This is a genomic window from Bacillus sp. JZ39 (assembly GCF_053903145.1).
In genome coordinates this window covers 1,342,046-1,358,159 of sequence record NZ_CP096389.1, presented here as the reverse complement: position 1 = coordinate 1,358,159, position 16,114 = coordinate 1,342,046, and the positions used below count along the sequence as shown (strand labels likewise).

18 protein-coding genes, 2 riboswitches and 1 other annotated feature are annotated in these 16,114 nt (G+C 44.7%); of the genes, 5 read left to right on the top strand and 13 right to left on the bottom strand.

Annotated elements, in window-relative coordinates; genetic code table 11:
* Positions 1–12: 12 nt before the first annotated feature.
* Positions 13–846 (bottom strand): RsbT co-antagonist RsbRB, encoded by an 834-nt coding sequence (gene rsbRB / locus M1D65_RS07130; protein ID WP_003232560.1) that lies wholly within the window; start codon positions 844–846, stop codon positions 13–15.
* A gap of 222 nt (positions 847–1,068) precedes the next feature.
* On the opposite strand from rsbRB, the gene isp reads away from it, so the two are divergent.
* From isp to guaD, 3 genes are all read left to right on the top strand, one after another.
* Entirely contained in the window at positions 1,069–2,028 is a 960-nt protein-coding gene (gene isp, locus M1D65_RS07125) for a serine protease Isp (protein WP_014476592.1), read from the top strand.
* A 132-nt stretch (positions 2,029–2,160) separates the two neighbouring features.
* A riboswitch (SAM riboswitch) is annotated at positions 2,161–2,316 on the top strand.
* A 127-nt stretch (positions 2,317–2,443) separates the two neighbouring features.
* The gene (gene metE, locus M1D65_RS07120) at positions 2,444–4,732 is read left to right on the top strand and encodes a 5-methyltetrahydropteroyltriglutamate--homocysteine S-methyltransferase (RefSeq protein ID WP_456270824.1); all 2,289 of its coding nucleotides are present in this window, start codon (positions 2,444–2,446) and stop codon (positions 4,730–4,732) included.
* Positions 4,733–4,904: 172 nt separating this feature from the next.
* Positions 4,905–5,375 carry a guanine deaminase gene (gene guaD / locus M1D65_RS07115; protein ID WP_064671306.1) on the top strand — a complete coding sequence of 157 codons (471 nt, stop codon included), beginning with the start codon at positions 4,905–4,907 and terminating at the stop codon, positions 5,373–5,375.
* Between the two features lie 337 nt (positions 5,376–5,712).
* Here the strand turns inward: guaD and M1D65_RS07110 are convergent, their stop codons facing one another.
* A complete protein-coding gene (locus M1D65_RS07110) occupies positions 5,713–6,123 on the bottom strand; it encodes an organic hydroperoxide resistance protein (RefSeq protein ID WP_003232570.1) in 411 nt (136 codons plus the stop codon).
* 142 nt (positions 6,124–6,265) lie between these two features.
* On the opposite strand from M1D65_RS07110, the gene ohrR reads away from it, so the two are divergent.
* Positions 6,266–6,709 (top strand): organic hydroperoxide resistance transcriptional regulator OhrR, encoded by a 444-nt coding sequence (ohrR, locus tag M1D65_RS07105; protein WP_014476587.1) that lies wholly within the window; start codon positions 6,266–6,268, stop codon positions 6,707–6,709.
* Between the two features lie 30 nt (positions 6,710–6,739).
* Here the strand turns inward: ohrR and M1D65_RS07100 are convergent, their stop codons facing one another.
* The 9 genes from M1D65_RS07100 to M1D65_RS07060 all read right to left on the bottom strand — a co-directional run bounded on the left by M1D65_RS07100 (position 6,740) and on the right by M1D65_RS07060 (position 13,706).
* Positions 6,740–7,165, bottom strand: coding sequence for an organic hydroperoxide resistance protein (locus M1D65_RS07100; protein ID WP_003232574.1), 426 nt, complete (start codon positions 7,163–7,165; stop codon positions 6,740–6,742).
* A 125-nt stretch (positions 7,166–7,290) separates the two neighbouring features.
* Positions 7,291–8,538 carry a glutamate-5-semialdehyde dehydrogenase gene (proA, locus tag M1D65_RS07095; RefSeq protein ID WP_014476586.1) on the bottom strand — a complete coding sequence of 416 codons (1,248 nt, stop codon included), beginning with the start codon at positions 8,536–8,538 and terminating at the stop codon, positions 7,291–7,293.
* 11 nt (positions 8,539–8,549) lie between these two features.
* Positions 8,550–9,647 carry a glutamate 5-kinase gene (proB, locus tag M1D65_RS07090; protein WP_017695098.1) on the bottom strand — a complete coding sequence of 366 codons (1,098 nt, stop codon included), beginning with the start codon at positions 9,645–9,647 and terminating at the stop codon, positions 8,550–8,552.
* Between the two features lie 52 nt (positions 9,648–9,699).
* Positions 9,700–9,910, bottom strand: a binding site (T-box leader).
* An 87-nt stretch (positions 9,911–9,997) separates the two neighbouring features.
* Positions 9,998–10,900, bottom strand: coding sequence for a formyltetrahydrofolate deformylase (gene purU, locus M1D65_RS07085; protein WP_041850915.1), 903 nt, complete (start codon positions 10,898–10,900; stop codon positions 9,998–10,000).
* Positions 10,901–10,970: 70 nt separating this feature from the next.
* Positions 10,971–11,288 (bottom strand): multidrug efflux SMR transporter subunit YkkD, encoded by a 318-nt coding sequence (gene ykkD, locus M1D65_RS07080; protein WP_015252242.1) that lies wholly within the window; start codon positions 11,286–11,288, stop codon positions 10,971–10,973.
* Positions 11,288–11,626, bottom strand: coding sequence for a multidrug efflux SMR transporter subunit YkkC (gene ykkC / locus M1D65_RS07075; RefSeq protein WP_003232583.1), 339 nt, complete (start codon positions 11,624–11,626; stop codon positions 11,288–11,290). Before ykkC ends, ykkD begins: the two co-directional genes overlap by 1 nt.
* A 77-nt stretch (positions 11,627–11,703) precedes the next feature.
* Positions 11,704–11,815: riboswitch (guanidine-I (ykkC/yxkD leader) on the bottom strand.
* A 32-nt stretch (positions 11,816–11,847) separates the two neighbouring features.
* Positions 11,848–12,366, bottom strand: coding sequence for a GNAT family N-acetyltransferase (locus M1D65_RS07070; RefSeq protein ID WP_021479443.1), 519 nt, complete (start codon positions 12,364–12,366; stop codon positions 11,848–11,850).
* Positions 12,356–12,883, bottom strand: a complete 528-nt coding sequence (locus M1D65_RS07065; protein WP_064671303.1) for a DinB family protein — start codon at positions 12,881–12,883, stop codon at positions 12,356–12,358. The genes M1D65_RS07070 and M1D65_RS07065 overlap by 11 nt, the downstream gene beginning before the upstream one ends.
* Before the next feature lie 91 nt (positions 12,884–12,974).
* A complete protein-coding gene (locus tag M1D65_RS07060; protein ID WP_015715759.1) occupies positions 12,975–13,706 on the bottom strand; it encodes a DUF421 domain-containing protein in 732 nt (243 codons plus the stop codon).
* Between the two features lie 148 nt (positions 13,707–13,854).
* Between M1D65_RS07060 and M1D65_RS07055 the strand changes: the two genes are divergently transcribed.
* The gene (locus tag M1D65_RS07055) at positions 13,855–14,079 is read left to right on the top strand and encodes a hypothetical protein (protein ID WP_032725555.1); all 225 of its coding nucleotides are present in this window, start codon (positions 13,855–13,857) and stop codon (positions 14,077–14,079) included.
* Positions 14,080–14,155: 76 nt separating this feature from the next.
* On the opposite strand, the gene hmpA is transcribed toward M1D65_RS07055, so the two are convergent.
* Together hmpA and M1D65_RS07045 are read right to left on the bottom strand one after the other, a co-directional pair.
* Positions 14,156–15,355, bottom strand: a complete 1,200-nt coding sequence (hmpA, locus tag M1D65_RS07050) for an NO-inducible flavohemoprotein (RefSeq protein WP_041850917.1) — start codon at positions 15,353–15,355, stop codon at positions 14,156–14,158.
* A gap of 240 nt (positions 15,356–15,595) precedes the next feature.
* On the bottom strand, positions 15,596–16,114 hold the full coding sequence (locus tag M1D65_RS07045; RefSeq protein WP_003232595.1) for an acyl-CoA thioesterase: 519 nt from the start codon (positions 16,112–16,114) through the stop codon (positions 15,596–15,598).

Below are 16,114 nucleotides of genomic sequence, written 5' to 3'. Positions count from 1 at the left end.
TAGCGGATTTTTTTATTGATGATAGTTTAATGCTTGGGCAAGGTTGGTTTTAATGGTAATATTCGAAAAGTCAATCCCCAGCTGTACAGCAGTTTGCGCAATTTCAGGCCTGATTCCTGACAGGGTTGACCGGACACCGATCAGATTAAGCGCCTCAATCAATTTAAAGATCTGGTGCGCCACCATCGTATCCACCACAACAACACCTGACAGATCGATTAACAGATGCTCCACACGCCTTTTCGCACAAGCTTGAAGCGTGTTTTCCAGAATAAACTTCGCCCGTTCGGTATCAATGTCACCGACAAGCGGCAGCAGAGCTGTTGATTTGCTCAGGGTAATGACAGGTGAGCTTAATTCCAATATCATTTCTCTTTGGGCGTTTAATTGCTGCTTGGCATTCATTTCAGCGTGATCAACGAATGTATAAATGGTGAAATCAAATACTTTTACAATCAAATCTGCCCATTTTTGCTTCTCTCCCGGTTCAAACGCTGATTCATTTTCTTCTGCGAACTTCTCAAAATACTTCGTATATAATCTCCTGTTTCTCATAAACTCCCGAATGACATACTGAACCGGTGTGTCGAGATGTTTTTGATCGTTGGTCAGCTCAATGACCCACTCTTGAAACTCTTCGAGAAATTGTTTTTCCGGTAAAACATACATGTAATTCAGATGCCGGTAAAACTCTCTGTCCTGCTCTTTCAATTCTTCCGTTACTGTTGCATTATGTAGGGCGTAAAGCGAATTCGGATCACTTTCCTCCATCGTTTCAATCCATTCCTCGGCCATTTGTTCCACATGCTCTGAAAAAAATGCATATAATTTTTCATTCAGTTTCATGACACTGCTCCTTTCCCCAACACTATTATAACTTGACTTACAGTTGAATCCCAGTCATACATGTTGAAGCCATCCAATATTTTGAAGATTACTAATTCTTTGGTGTGTATCCTATTTTTTCAAAATGCTTCAAATGGCTCTGTCCGAGCGCTTGCTTTTTCCATATAATATGAGGCAACACCCTTGAATCCACTTGCAAGCATAAAAAAGGAGGGCTTTTTTATGAATGGTGAAATCCGCTTGATCCCGTATGTGACGAATGAGCAGATCATGGATGTAAACGAGCTTCCTGAGGGCATTAAAGTGATTAAGGCGCCAGAAATGTGGGCAAAAGGGGTAAAAGGCAAAAACATTAAAGTTGCTGTATTAGACACGGGCTGCGACACAAGCCACCCTGATTTAAAAAATCAAATCATCGGCGGAAAGAACTTCACGGATGACGACGGCGGCAAGGAAGATGCGATTTCCGACTACAACGGACACGGCACACACGTCGCCGGAACGATTGCAGCTAATGATTCAAACGGAGGCATTGCCGGAGTCGCGCCTGAGGCAAGCCTATTGATTGTGAAGGTTCTTGGCGGCGAGAACGGCAGCGGACAATACGAATGGATAATCAACGGCATCAATTACGCGGTGGAACAGAAAGTCGACATCATCTCAATGTCCCTTGGAGGGCCAAGCGATGTGCCAGAGCTGGAAGAAGCAGTGAAAAACGCAGTCAAAAACGGAGTGCTTGTCGTTTGTGCAGCGGGAAATGAGGGTGACGGCGACGAACGCACAGAAGAGCTTTCCTACCCCGCAGCTTATAACGAAGTCATTGCAGTTGGATCTGTTTCAGTAGCGCGAGAATTATCAGAATTTTCTAACGCAAATAAAGAGATTGACCTTGTGGCACCAGGAGAAAATATCTTATCCACCCTTCCCAACAAGAAGTACGGTAAGCTGACCGGCACTTCAATGGCTGCCCCTCATGTCAGCGGAGCGCTTGCTTTAATCAAAAGCTATGAAGAAGAATCATTTCAAAGAAAGCTTTCTGAATCTGAAGTTTTCGCACAGCTAATCCGCAGGACACTTCCTCTTGAAATTGCAAAAACGCTGGCAGGCAATGGATTCCTGTATTTAACAGCTCCTGATGAGCTCGCAGAAAAAGCAGAGCAATCACATTTGTTGACCCTATAAGATTATTTTTCTTATATAATATACACCACATCATATAAATAAAAATTTCAAATTCTATGTTGACAATGAATTTGAATTACTGTTAAGATTACCAACAAATGATTCAACTTTTCAAAAAATTAATAACATTTTCTCTTATCGAGAGTTGGGCGAGGGATTGGCCTTTTGACCCCAACAGCAACCGACCGTAATACCATTGTGAAATGGGGCGCACTGCTTTTCGCGCCGAGACTGATGTCTCATAAGGCACGGTGCTAATTCCATCAGATTGAATCTGAGAGATGAGAGAGGCAGTGTTTTACGCAGAAAAGCCTCTTTCTCTCATGGGAAAGAGGCTTTTTGTTGTGAGAAAACCTCTTAGGAGCCTGTATCCGCGGGTTAACGAGAGTGTTTTACATATAAAGGAGGAGAAACAATGACAACCATCAAAACATCGAATTTAGGATTTCCGAGAATCGGACTGAACCGGGAATGGAAAAAAGCACTTGAAGCGTATTGGAAAGGCAGTACTGATAAAGATACGTTTTTGAAGCAAATCGACGAACTTTTTTTATCCGCAGTAAAAACACAAATTGACCAACAGATTGATGTTGTGCCTGTTTCTGATTTCACACAGTATGACCATGTACTCGACACAGCAGTCAGCTTCAACTGGATCCCGAAACGTTTCAGACATTTGACTGATGCTACCGATACATACTTCGCTATCGCCCGCGGAATCAAAGACGCCGTATCTAGTGAAATGACAAAATGGTTTAATACAAATTACCATTACATCGTTCCGGAATATGACGAGAGCATTGAGTTCCGTCTGACAAGAAACAAACAACTCGAAGATTATCGCCGGATCAAACAGGAATACGGTGTGGAAACAAAGCCTGTGGTTGTCGGCCCTTATACGTTCGTTACGCTTGCTAAAGGCTATGAACCGTCTGAAGCAAAAGCGATCCAAAAACGCCTTGTGCCATTATATGTACAGCTTTTGAAAGAGCTTGAAGAAGAAGGCGTAAAATGGGTTCAAATCGATGAGCCGGCGCTCGTTACCGCCTCTAGTGAAGATGTCCGCGGTGCAAAAGAATTATTTGAAAGCATTACAAGTGAGCTTTCATCCTTGAATGTGCTTTTGCAGACGTATTTTGATTCTGTTGATGCTTATGAAGAGCTGATTTCTTACCCGGTTCAGGGAATTGGCCTTGATTTCGTTCACGACAAAGGCAGAAACCTGGAACAGCTTAAAACACATGGCTTTCCGACAGACAAAGTGCTGGCAGCCGGCGTTATCGACGGACGCAACATTTGGAAAGCGGACCTTGAAGAGCGTCTCGATGCCGTTCTTGATATTCTCAGCATTGCAAAAGTTGATGAACTGTGGATTCAGCCTTCCAGCAGCCTGCTGCATGTTCCAGTAGCGAAACACCCTGATGAGCATTTGGAAAAAGACCTATTGAACGGATTATCCTACGCAAAAGAAAAGCTGGCCGAGCTGACAGCTTTGAAAGAAGGCTTAGTATCAGGAAAAGCGGCGATCAGCGAAGAGATTCAGCAGGCTAAGGCTGATATCCAGGCGCTTAAGCAGTTTGCAACAGGCGCCAATTCTGAACAAAAGAAAGAGCTTGAGCAATTAACTGATAAAGACTTCAAGCGCCCGATTCCGTTTGAAGAACGTTTAGCCCTGCAAAATGAATCTCTCGGCCTTCCGCTTTTGCCGACGACAACGATCGGCAGCTTCCCGCAGTCTGCTGAAGTGCGGAGCGCACGCCAAAAATGGCGGAAAGCTGAGTGGTCCGATGAACAGTATCAAAACTTTATCAATGCGGAAACAAAAAGATGGATTGATATTCAGGAAGAATTGGAGCTTGATGTCCTTGTTCACGGCGAATTTGAACGGACAGACATGGTCGAATACTTTGGTGAAAAGCTGGCCGGTTTCGCCTTCACTAAATATGCCTGGGTTCAATCATACGGCTCACGCTGTGTCCGCCCGCCAGTCATTTACGGAGATGTTGAATTTATTGAACCGATGACAGTGAAAGACACAGTCTACGCACAGTCATTGACTTCCAAGCATGTAAAAGGAATGCTGACGGGCCCGGTTACAATCTTAAACTGGTCTTTCCCTCGAAACGACATCTCGAGGAAAGAAATCGCCTTCCAAATCGGGCTTGCCCTTCGCAAAGAAGTTAAAGCGCTTGAAGACGCAGGCATTCAAATCATTCAAGTCGATGAACCAGCGCTGCGTGAAGGCCTTCCATTAAAAACCCGCGATTGGGATGAGTATTTGACTTGGGCGGCAGAAGCTTTCAGATTAACCACTTCTTCCGTGAAAAACGAGACACAAATTCATACACATATGTGCTACAGCAACTTCGAAGATATCGTTGATACAATCAATGATCTTGATGCCGATGTGATTACAATCGAACATAGCAGAAGCCACGGAGGATTTTTAGATTACTTAAAAAACCACCCGTATTTGAAAGGGCTTGGCCTTGGTGTATATGACATTCACAGCCCTCGTGTGCCGTCAACTGAAGAAATGTACAATATTATCGTTGATGCGCTTGCCGTCTGTCCGACTGACCGCTTCTGGGTAAATCCAGACTGCGGATTGAAAACAAGACAGCAGGAAGAAACGGTTGCAGCATTGAAAAACATGGTTGAAGCTGCAAAACAGGCAAGAGCACAGCAGACACAGCTAGTATAATTTGAAAAAACCATCTGCATTTGGCAGATGGTTTTTTTCTATAATACAGCCACAATAGTTTCTTATTTTAGCAAATCCCCCAAATACTTTGTTTATTTTGCACTTTTTTAAGAATGTTCTTTGCATTCTTTTCGGCTATACTAATAACACTCTATTGACAGGAGGGATTGGGATGAATCATGAAACGTTCTTAAAACGGGCTGTCACTCTCGCATGTGAAGGAGTGAATGCAGGAATCGGCGGGCCTTTTGGAGCCGTTATCGTGAAAGACGGAGCCATTATTGCAGAGGGAAACAACAACGTCACAACAAGCAATGATCCGACTGCCCACGCGGAAGTCACAGCTATTCGGAAAGCCTGTAAGGTGCTAGGAGCCTACCAGCTTGATGACTGCATTTTGTATACGAGCTGTGAACCATGCCCAATGTGCTTGGGCGCCATCTACTGGGCCCGGCCTAAAGCCGTTTTCTATGCAGCTGAGCACACAGACGCTGCCGAAGCCGGGTTTGATGATTCATTCATTTATAAAGAAATTGATAAACCTGCTGAAGAAAGAACGATCCCCTTTTATCAAGTGACACTAACAGAGCATTTATCCCCGTTTCAAGCATGGCGGAACTTCGCCAATAAGAAAGAATATTAAAAATTAAAAGGATCAGGCATGCGCGGCCTGGTCCTTGTTATTTCTCCAAGTAGCGCTATGCCCTGTGCAAATACAAAACAGCAATCATGCGCGCCGGAATTCAGCTTGGCAGACACCGAGCCAGTCGCCCGCTCCATCTGTAACTTTTGCAGGCTTTAAACGCTGTGATCGCTTCTCTGACGTTTTATCAATAATCTGTGCCCACTCCTACCCCGTTCCGCGTCAATTCATAATGGATATAAGTCTAAATCATTTATTAGAAATGTCTCAGACCTCGAAAAGATCACACCCGCTCCGACACCAAAAAACATCCTGAGAACACTCAGGATGCCGGTCATTATTTTAATTCTAGTTTTACATCAACATTTCCTCTGGTTGCCTTTGAGTAAGGACAGAATTCATGAGCGGCGTTGACAAGCTCTTGTGCCTTTTCCCGATCTAAATCTTTCGTGTTCACAACAAGTGTGACACCGATTTTAAACCCGCCGTCGCTCTCATCCTTCATGAGGCTGACCTGCCCTTCAATCTCCGAATCAATTTCGATATTCTGCTCTTTGGCTACGTGTTCGAGCGCGCCGCCGAAGCATGCAGCATACCCTGCCGCAAAGAGCTGTTCCGGATTTGTGCCGGTTTGTCCTTCTTTTTTGGCATTTGGCATGACAATATCAAAATCAAGAACACCGTCATCTGATGTAATATGTCCTGCTCGTCCGCCTCGCGCGGTTACTTTTGCTGTAAATAGTGCCATATTTCCCAACCTCCTTATTTGTATCTAGTTGTTATATTTCCCTTTCTGATCTTTTTAAACATGCTATGTTTGCCGAGAATAGGAAAAGTGAGGTTTTTCAGATACAATAGAATCGAATGACAAAAAAGAGTTGGTGAACAAAATGGAAAATAAATTTGATCATATGAAATTGGAGAATCAGCTTTGTTTTTTGCTATATGCGAGTTCGCGGGAAATGACAAAGCAATACAAGCCGCTGCTTGATAAGCTGAATATAACATACCCTCAATATTTGGCTTTGCTTTTGTTATGGGAACATGAAACGCTTACTGTCAAAAAAATGGGCGAACAGCTGTATTTAGATTCAGGAACGCTCACTCCGATGCTTAAACGAATGGAACAACAGGGTTTGATTACGAGAAAAAGATCTGAAGAGGATGAGCGGTCCGTGTTGATCAGCCTGACAGAGGACGGAGCGTTATTAAAAGAAAAAGCGGTTGACATTCCAGAGACAATTCTGGGGCTCTCAAAGCAGTCTGGGGAGGATCTCAAACAGTTAAAATCCGCTCTATATACATTGCTGGAAACACTTCATCAAAAAAATTGAGGATGCCTTGTACAGGCATCCTCTTTTTATTTATTCAGCAACTTCAAGTGTCACATCAATATTTCCGGAGGTTGCTTTTGAATACGGGCAGACGCCGTGCGCTTTTTTCACAAGCGCCTCCAATTCTGATGCACTGACTCCTTCTCCTTTTACTTGCAGCGTCACACCCAGCTTATAGCCCTGGTCCGCTTCATCCTTTAACAGGCTAACATTCGCTGTAACCTCTGTCTCTACTTTTACCCGTTCTGTTCTTGCGACAAGCTGCAGGGCGCTGTCAAAGCAAGCTGCATAACCTGCTGCAAACAGCTGCTCTGGATTTGTCGCTTTTTCTAATTTCTTGGCTCTCGGTGTCCCCGGCATTGCGACATCAAGCTCAAGAACGCGGTCTGATGAAATGACCTTTCCTTCTCTTCCTCCTACCGCTGAAACAGTTGCTGTAAATAATGGCTGACTCATTTTTCATTCCCCCAATACATTTTATACAATTAAATTGTACAAAATTAAATTTGAAATGTCAATTTTTCTCGTATAAAAAAGCTTATCTCGTAATGAGATAAGCTTTTTCATTGAACATTGCCCCGCTATTCACGGATTTGCCCAGTTCCTTTAATGATGTATTTTGTAGAAGTCAGTGCAGGAAGCCCCATCGGTCCTCTTGCATGAAGCTTTTGCGTACTGATGCCGATTTCGGCTCCGTAGCCGAATTCAAAGCCGTCGGTAAAGCGGGTTGACGCGTTATGATAGACCGCGGCAGCATCGACAGCCGTTTGAAAATATGCCGCGTTTTTGTCATTTTCAGTTAAAATCGCTTCTGAATGATTGGTGCCGTATTGTTGGATATGCTTCACAGCTTCTTGGACGTTTTCAACCGTCTTTACACTGAGGACAGGCGCTAAAAATTCGGTTTCCCAATCTTCTTTTGATGCTTGTTTGCTTGAAGGATGAAGTTCACACACCAATTCATCACCCCGAATTTCAACTCCCGCGTTTTCCAGCTGGTCCAGCAATTCTTTCCCGTGCTGTCTTGCCCAAGCCTTGTGAATCAGCAATGATTCAATCGCGTTGCATACGGAAGGGCGTTGCGTTTTGGCATTTACGACAACCTTTTCTGCCATTTGCGGTTTGGCTGTTTCGTCAATGAATATGTGGCAGTTTCCTGCTCCCGTTTCTAATACAGGAACTGTTGATTCTCTCACAACGAGATCAATCAGTTTCTTGCCTCCGCGCGGAATCAATACGTCTAAGCCATCATTTAACGTAAAGAGCTCTTTTGCTGTCTCTCTGCTCGTATCCTCAATCAGCTGCACAGCGTGAATCGGAAGCGCTGATTGCTCAAGTGCTCTGTGAATGACACTGACGAGCGCTTTGTTGCTGTGGATGGCTGAGGAGCTTCCCCGCAGCACAACCGCGTTCCCTGTCTTCAGGCAAAGGGTAGCCGCATCAACTGTGACGTTTGGCCTCGCCTCATAAATCATTCCTACGACACCGAGCGGCACACGGATTTTTTCAATAAACAGGCCGTTTTCTTTTTCAATCGTTTCAAGAGAGTCGCCGATTGGGTCCGCTAAGTCGATTAAGAGCTCCACCGCGTCCGCGATATCGCGTATCCGTTTCTCATCCAGTGTGAGACGGTCAATGATGTCCGGTGTTAAACCATTCTCTTTTCCGTTCTCAATGTCTTTTGCATTCTCCGCCAAGAGAAAATCAAGTTCTTTGCGGAGTCCGTTTGCAATGAGGCTGAGCGCCTCATCCTTTTCGGCTGTTGTTTTCATGATCATTTCGGCTGCTGCTTCTTTCGCCAGCTTCGCTTTTACAGAAACTTCACTCATTTTTCCGCCTCCTAGTCGTTTACATTGACCCAGTCATTCCTATGAATAACCTCAAACGTTTTCTCAAAATCAAGTTCGTCACTGCGTTTTCCTTTGGCTTCCATAATCTCCTCAGAGGAGTAATGGGTTTGGCCTTTGCCGATCACGCCGCCCGGTCCCCTGACTTCCACGACCGCCCCTTTCGGAAAGCTTCCGTTCACACCCACAACGCCAGCGGGCAAAAGGCTGCTTCCATTATGGATCATCGCCTCCTCGGCACCCGCATCAATGATAATTTCTCCCGATATCGGCGAGTGGAACTGAATCCACTGCCTTGTGTTGTTAACCGAAGATAGTTCTTTGTCTCCGATATAAGTGCCGTCTCCCCTGCCGTCCAAAATGTCCGCAAGTTTTTGCTCTCCGCTGCCAGTTCCAATGAATACTTTCACTCCCAGAGACAGCGCGGTTTGTGCGGCTAACAGCTTTGATTTCATTCCGCCGGTGCCGACCTTTGATCCAGCTGAACCTGCATATCCAAGCAATTCAGGCGTGATCTCCGGCAAATAATCAAATCGTTTCGCCTCAGGATTTTCATTTGGATTGGCATCATACAGTCCGTTAATGTCGGTGAGAATCATGAGCTGGTCCGCGTGAATCAATCCGCTGACTAACGCAGAAAGCATATCATTATCTCCGAATGTCAATTCTTCAACAGACGTAGAATCGTTCTCGTTGATAATCGGAATGACGCCGCGTTCCAATAATTCCATTATCGTAGCATACGCGTTTCGGTACCGTTCTCTTTTCGAAAAATCATTTCTCGTTAAAAGGATTTGTCCCGGAGTCAGTGAGTATTGTTTAAATTGATTCATATATTGCTGCATTAACAGTGTTTGTCCGACCGCGGCCGCCGCCTGTTTTCCTTTGATGGTAACGGGACGGGATGGATAACCGAGGCTGGAAAACCCCGCCGCTACGGCACCCGAGGTAATCAGAATCATTTCATGCCCCGCTTTTTTTAACACGGAAATCGCCTGAACATGCTCTCTGATTTTTGCCTCATCAATGCTTCCTTTGCTATTCGTGAGCGAACTGCTTCCTATTTTCACTACTATTCTTTGTTTTTTCATTTATTCTCCTCCGCGGCTCTTCTACAATAAAAAAACCCATTTCATCCTGATTCATAAGGACGAAATGGGTTTCCGTGGTACCACCTTGATTGAACGCGCTTGTGCACGCTCCGCTCTCCTGTAACGCCAGGTTATGCGCCTAGGTTTTCCCCCTAGGACTCCAAGGCAGGTTCGGCAGGTTTCATGCGGCAAAATGTTTCAGCGATTCATTTTGCTCTCTGTCACAGAAAGGTCTGCTTACTAATCCTCTTCAACGCTCAATGATTTTTTTATATTATGCAAAGAAAAAAGACACTTGTCAAGGTTTTTTGTCATCAAAAATAGCCCGCTTTGCGCGGGCCTCTTGCAGTCTAGTTAAAGACGATTGTTTTATTTTCATGAACGATGACACGGTCTTCCAAATGCCATTTCACAGCACGGGCAAGCACGCTGCGTTCAATTGTTCTTCCGATGTTTTTCAGCGCTTCCGCATTATCGCGGTGGTCCACACGCTCAATATCCTGTTCAATGATCGGCCCTTCATCAAGATCGTTTGTCACATAATGAGATGTCGCACCGATCAGTTTCACGCCGCGCTCGTAGGCCCGTTTGTACGGATTCGCACCGATAAAAGCTGGCAGGAATGAATGGTGGATATTGATGATGCGATTCGGATGAGCCGAAACAAAATCAGGAGTTAGAATCTGCATATAGCGTGCGAGAACGATGACATCAACATCGTACTGCTCCAGCAGTTCAAGCTGCTTCTTTTCGACTTCCGCTCTGATGTCTTTGTTCGCTTTCATATAGTGGAATGGAATGTTCAGGCGCTCAACCAGCTCTCTCGCTTCCTCATGGTTACTGATGACAACAGCGATCTCCGCCATCAGGTTGCCGGTTTGCCATTCCCAAATCAGCTCATGCAGGCAATGAAGCTCCTTTGAAACAAAAATGGCGACACGCTTCAATTCACTTGCCAAAGTTAAGCTCCATGTCATGTCGAATTTATCCGCTACAGAGGCAAACGCCGCCTGAAGTGATGTTTTTTTCTCACGAATGCCTGCGCAGTCGAATTCGATTCTCAGGAAGAACCGGCCGCCTTCAGGGTCTGTCGTATATTGATTTGATTCTATAATATTGGCACCGTGTTCAAATAAAAACGCGGAAACTGCAGAGACGATACCCGGCTGATCGGGGCAGCTGACCAAGAGCCGCCCTTTATCCTCATTTCCGTCACGGTATTCGTCCAACCGCTGAGTCATATATGATTTCATGAATAATCCCTCTTATCTTTGTAAGTCTAAACTATTTATCCATTATACTGAAGATTTGATAAAAATCAATTTATGACAGAATTTTTAAACCAACTGCTGAGCATAAAATCAACGCGATAAAGAAGATCCGTTTGGCGTCTTTCTGCTCCTTGTAAAAGAGGATGCCGATAAGCGCCCCGCCGGCGGTGCCAATTCCTGTCCAGACCGCGTAAGCCGTTCCCATCGGAATGGTTTCCATTGCGTACGACAGCAAGGAAAATGAAGCGGCAAAACCAACAATGATCAACAGCACCCATTTCACGCTTTTTTCTTTCGCATATTGATTCATAAGGGCCACGCCGGCCATTTCTAAACAGCCCGCGCACAGTAAACTGATCCAGTGCAGCATTATGCCTCGCCTCCTTTTTCCTCTGTCTCATCCTGTGTCACAAGCTTCAACCCGATTACACCGATTAAGAGCACGCCAATTAACAATAGCTTCGGCCATCCAACCGGTTCATGAAAGAGAACGATTTCACTAAGTACTGTTCCCGCTGTGCCGAGCCCGGTAAAGACGGCATACACGGTACCAACAGGCAGACTGTGAGTCGCCTTCATTAGAAGGTAAAAGCTGAATATGATGCCGATGGCAGTGCCGCTCCATGTTAAGGCTGAGTCAGCGTGCTTTAAGCCTATCACCCAAACAACCTCGAAAACAGCGGCAAGCACGACCAATCCCCATTTCATTTTGAGTCATTCCTTTCTATCTATTAGGATTCTCCGAAAACAAAAAAACCCCGGACAGTCGTCTCACATGAGATTGACTCTCCCGGGCTTTTTTCCCTCCGTGTGCATACGCGCTTCTATTTACGCGTATGTGTTTTCTCTCGGACCAGTCCATGTCAATTGACATGCGGAACCCTAGAAAACTTTACATGATATCATGATACTAAACTCAGCTCTATCTTTCAATTGTAAGATTTTCTTTCATATACCGCGATCGGTTTATTCCATTTTCTGATCGTTTTGCTGTAATGCATGCCGATTTTCTCCGCTACCCGTATGGACGCTTTGTTACCTGGATCAATCAAAGCCGTCATTTTGCCGAACTGCCGCTCGTTAAAGCCATAGTCCAGACAGGCCCGAGCCGCTTCTTGCGCATAGCCGTTCCCCCAGTGGCGGCGGGCAAACATATAGCCAATTTCCATTACGGTTTGATTTTCGATCTGCTGGGGAACGATGCCGCATTGCCCCAAAAACTCCCCTGTCCGCTTATCTTCGGCGATCCACAGACTAACGCCGTACCCTTTTTCATTTCGTTGGTTCCAATTGACCCACTCGCGGGTTTGCCTCTTATCTTTTAAACCGGAATAATATTTCATGACGTCAGGATCATTAAAAAGCAGCCCAAACAAAGTGGCTTGATCCCGATCTTCCATACAGCGCAAACGAATTCGATCAGTCACAAGCTTCGTTTTAGCGTTCATATTTCGCCACATCCTGCTTCCATTCTGTTTTGAGAGCTTCAATATGTGCCTGATGATAGCGGTTATGATCTGCCATATGCCAAATTCCCCATCGTATCGTCGCGGTGTCACCTTCAAAAGAAAGCGGCTGGTTCAAAGCATTTTCAGTTAAAGTGAAGCATACCGATTTCAACTCCTCTACTACATGCTGATGTCTTTTCAGGAGTTCATCTAAGTCTGGCTGATTCACCGGTTCAGGCAGCCGTCCGCTTTCATCTGTCATCGGGCCGTATGCCTGTTCAATATGGTCCGGTATCCGATTTTCCTTGATACGCCAGACCCATCTGATATCAACATTTGTGATATGGTGCAAAAGCTGAGCCGTGCTGTTTTTTGTTTGGCAGCGCCCCTTATAGTAAAGTTCACTGTGTGTCATATGGCTTACGATGGAAGCCAGACGGAGACTGTTTTGTTCCACTGCGGAATACAGCAAACTGACCGTTGGCGCCATGTCGTTTCTTATGGATAAGTCCTTCATGTTCAGTTCCCCTCCTAACTAGGTACATTTGACACCAAACAAAAATTCCCTTTAAAAAAGAAAAAAGCTCTCATTACAAGAGAGAGCCATCTTAATTGTTATTTCCCGGTTTATATAAGTAAGGATCATGCTGCGGTTCATTAGCGGTATTTAAATCAAGGGATATATCACCGCGTGCATTCATCGTGCCAAGGGTAATCGAAGACAGCAGTTTGGGGCTGTACCCTTTTTCCTCAAGCTTCTCAAACAGCCAAGATCGGTTTTTTTGGAGATATTTCAAATTATGATCAAGGATTTCGCCATCCAGTATGAGCGGAATCGGGATAAAATTCCGTTCAGCTTCCATATTCAAATCCCGCACCTGCACCGCTCTCGCTTCCTCTTTCGGGATGACGCTTACTTCTCCCGTTTCTTCAATGATAGCAAGATCAATGTCAGCCGGGTCGGCATAGCCCTTTTCCCTCAGCTTTCCAAGCAGCTCATTAACAGTCAGCCTTTCTTTACGAAGGCCGCGTTCATCAATATCCCCGTTTCGGATTAGGACAGTCGGGCTCACGACCAGGAGCCATCGCCATTTATTAGATAAAGAGAGCTTGCTCATGATAAGATAAAGCACCAAAAAAGCACCCGCATAATAAATTGACATCGGCAGCTTGGATGTAAGGATCGGCTCACTGATAATGGTTCCGATTGCGAAGGTCAAAAGCAGATCAAAATTGTTCATTTGTGACACAGCTTTTTTACCGGCAAGCCGAAACAAAATATATGCAATCGAAAATACGATAACTGGCTTCAGTAAAAATACCCATACCATCCATAACACCGATCTTTACCTCCATCCGCTGGTCATATTGAGCCTATTGTGCCCCGTGGCAGGCCCGCTATGCATCAGTGTCTAAATAGGCGAACGTGCACATCGCCTGAACATAACATAATAGAAAGTGACACCGATTGGAGGCGCAATACGCAATATGAAAAATCAGAAGTCGAATACCCATTGGCCCTTTGATCTGCCATTGGCTCCCCAACCCGCGGGCTACCAGCAGCAAACAATCGACAGGCTGGCCGGTTTGGAGCTAAGGATGGAACAACTAATTAGAGCGATTGAGGTAAACAATGAATTACTGAGAACAATGCAAGAACAGCAAAACCGTGTATGCACAAATGGCGGCGGGTCTGTGATTGTCCGGATGTAGAAACCGGCGCTTGTCTACCTTCTTATATCTCAATAAAAAACTCTTCTCTGAAAGGAGAAGAGTTTCATGTATGTGTTCAAACGGACTGCGCCAAACTTAATTGCGGGCCGAATAGCTCGTAATGGATAGATTCCGGCGCTGATCCGAGCTCTGATACAAGCTTATGCATTGCCGTAATAAACGACGGTGAACCGCAAATATAGTAATCCGCATCTGTGTTGGCAATCAGTTCTTTGAGGAATTGCTGATCAATCTGTCCTTCATGAAAATGCAGATCACCTGCACGGTCTTCCTCTGTCGGCTCGCGATACACAAATGCTGTTTTAACAGAAGAATGTTTTGCTGCTTCTTCTACTTCATGGCGCAATGCATGATATTCACTGTTTTTCGCCGCATGAATGAACAGAATTTGCCGTTCAGGCTGTTTGGAAACAGATGTTTTAAGCATGCTGATCATTGGTGTAATGCCAACTCCGGCACTGATCAAAACGAGATCTTTTTGTGATGCATGATCTAAAACAAAGTCCCCTGCCGGTGCGCTGATCTCTATTGAATCTCCCTCCTGCAGCCCATCGTGTAAGTAAGAAGACACGACACCATCTTTCTTCACTGAAATTCGATAATAGTCTTTTCCCGGCATATCAGACAGGCTGTACTGGCGGATATGCGTATATTCAGAATCAGGAATCCGCACTTTGATGCTGATATATTGCCCTGCTTGGAATTCAGGTAACGGCTTGCCGTCTTCCGGTTTCAAATAGAAGGATGTAATTTCTTTGCTTTCCCGCTCTTTTTTTGCGATAATGAATGGCTTATACTCCTTCCAGCCGCCGGCTTGCTCTTCAGCCTGTTCATACATGTCTTTTTCAATTCCGATGAACGCGTCAGCAATGACTCCGTACGCTTTTTCCCATGCCTGCATAATGTCAGGAGTTGCAGCGTCTCCCAATACATCTTTAATCGCAATCAGCAAATATTTACCGACGATTGGGTAGTGCTCAGGCTTAATTCCGATACTGCGGTGCTTGTGGCCGATTTGTTTGACAACCGGAATGATGTTTCCTAATTGGTCAATGTTTGCCGCAGCTGCAATAACGGCATTTGCCAGTGCAGTTCGCTGTGTTTTTTTCTTTTGGTTTGTTTGATTAAAAATGTTCAAAAGCTCTGGATGGTCTTGAAACATCCGATCGTAAAAACGGCCAGTGATTGTTTCTCCATGCTGTTGCAATACAGGTACAGTGCTTTTAATAATTTCGATTGTTTTGTTATCTAACATTTTATAAACAATCCTTTCAAAAAGATGTATTCAGAATATATCTTTAAAATACATGATCTTACGAATAAAAGATATATCTAAAATGAATCTTTAATAAAGTTGTCACAAAATTATCAATTTAACATGACATTTGTTGCTTTTTTATAGAATCCCCTAGCAAAAATGGACTAACCATTGTAATAATCACCATTGAAAAGTACAAAAAAAAACCCAAAACAACTTATGTTTTGGGTTTAACGTTCACCAAGGCTTATCAGTTCCGAGCGCATTTGCAAGCGCCTGGCTGTGTTTCTTGCGGTTCTTACGTTCATTAGCGCGCTGTACAGCTGTATTATGCAGCATGATTTCTTCTTCTGTTTCCGGTACAACCCTCGGTACAGGCACCGGCTTGCCATTTGAATCTAATGCGACAAATGTCAAAAAGGATGTGGCAGCGAGTTCCCGTTCGCCAGTCATCAAATGTTCCTTAATAACTTTCACAAATACTTCCATAGAAGATGTGCCGACCCATGTCACATATGACTCTAGGCAGACAGAATCCTTTTGCCCGATCGGCTTTAAAAAATCTACAGAATCCATTGAAGCTGTTACCGTTTCACGTCTGCAATGGCGCGCCGCTGAAATAGAGGCAATGTCGTCTATGTAGCTCATTAATTTTCCGCCAAACAGCGTATTATGGTTGTTCGTGTCAAGCGGGAACACCCTGCTGGTTTTCACAACCTTTGACTCTTTACAAAATCTTGTTTCCGGTGTTTCCAT

Bases quoted from the DNA above. Each gene is read 5' to 3' on its own strand.
- rsbRB (WP_003232560.1), bottom strand. From the start codon at position 846: ATGAAACTGAATGAAAAATTATATGCATTTTTTTCAGAGCATGTGGAA.
- isp (WP_014476592.1), top strand. From the start codon at position 1,069: ATGAATGGTGAAATCCGCTTGATCCCGTATGTGACGAATGAGCAGATC.
- M1D65_RS07110 (WP_003232570.1), bottom strand. From the start codon at position 6,123: ATGGCACTATTTACAGCAAAAGTAACCGCGCGAGGCGGACGAGCAGGA.
- M1D65_RS07065 (WP_064671303.1), bottom strand. From the start codon at position 12,883: ATGAAGGACTTATCCATAAGAAACGACATGGCGCCAACGGTCAGTTTG.
- proB (WP_017695098.1), bottom strand. From the start codon at position 9,647: ATGAAAAAACAAAGAATAGTAGTGAAAATAGGAAGCAGTTCGCTCACG.
- proA (WP_014476586.1), bottom strand. From the start codon at position 8,538: ATGAGTGAAGTTTCTGTAAAAGCGAAGCTGGCGAAAGAAGCAGCAGCC.
- guaD (WP_064671306.1), top strand. From the start codon at position 4,905: ATGAATCATGAAACGTTCTTAAAACGGGCTGTCACTCTCGCATGTGAA.
- ykkC (WP_003232583.1), bottom strand. From the start codon at position 11,626: ATGAAATGGGGATTGGTCGTGCTTGCCGCTGTTTTCGAGGTTGTTTGG.
- hmpA (WP_041850917.1), bottom strand. From the start codon at position 15,355: ATGTTAGATAACAAAACAATCGAAATTATTAAAAGCACTGTACCTGTA.
- M1D65_RS07055 (WP_032725555.1), top strand. From the start codon at position 13,855: ATGAAAAATCAGAAGTCGAATACCCATTGGCCCTTTGATCTGCCATTG.
- purU (WP_041850915.1), bottom strand. From the start codon at position 10,900: ATGAAATCATATATGACTCAGCGGTTGGACGAATACCGTGACGGAAAT.
- M1D65_RS07045 (WP_003232595.1), bottom strand. From the start codon at position 16,114: ATGGAAACACCGGAAACAAGATTTTGTAAAGAGTCAAAGGTTGTGAAA.
- ykkD (WP_015252242.1), bottom strand. From the start codon at position 11,288: ATGCTGCACTGGATCAGTTTACTGTGCGCGGGCTGTTTAGAAATGGCC.
- M1D65_RS07100 (WP_003232574.1), bottom strand. From the start codon at position 7,165: ATGAGTCAGCCATTATTTACAGCAACTGTTTCAGCGGTAGGAGGAAGA.
- ohrR (WP_014476587.1), top strand. From the start codon at position 6,266: ATGGAAAATAAATTTGATCATATGAAATTGGAGAATCAGCTTTGTTTT.
- M1D65_RS07070 (WP_021479443.1), bottom strand. From the start codon at position 12,366: ATGAACGCTAAAACGAAGCTTGTGACTGATCGAATTCGTTTGCGCTGT.
- metE (WP_456270824.1), top strand. From the start codon at position 2,444: ATGACAACCATCAAAACATCGAATTTAGGATTTCCGAGAATCGGACTG.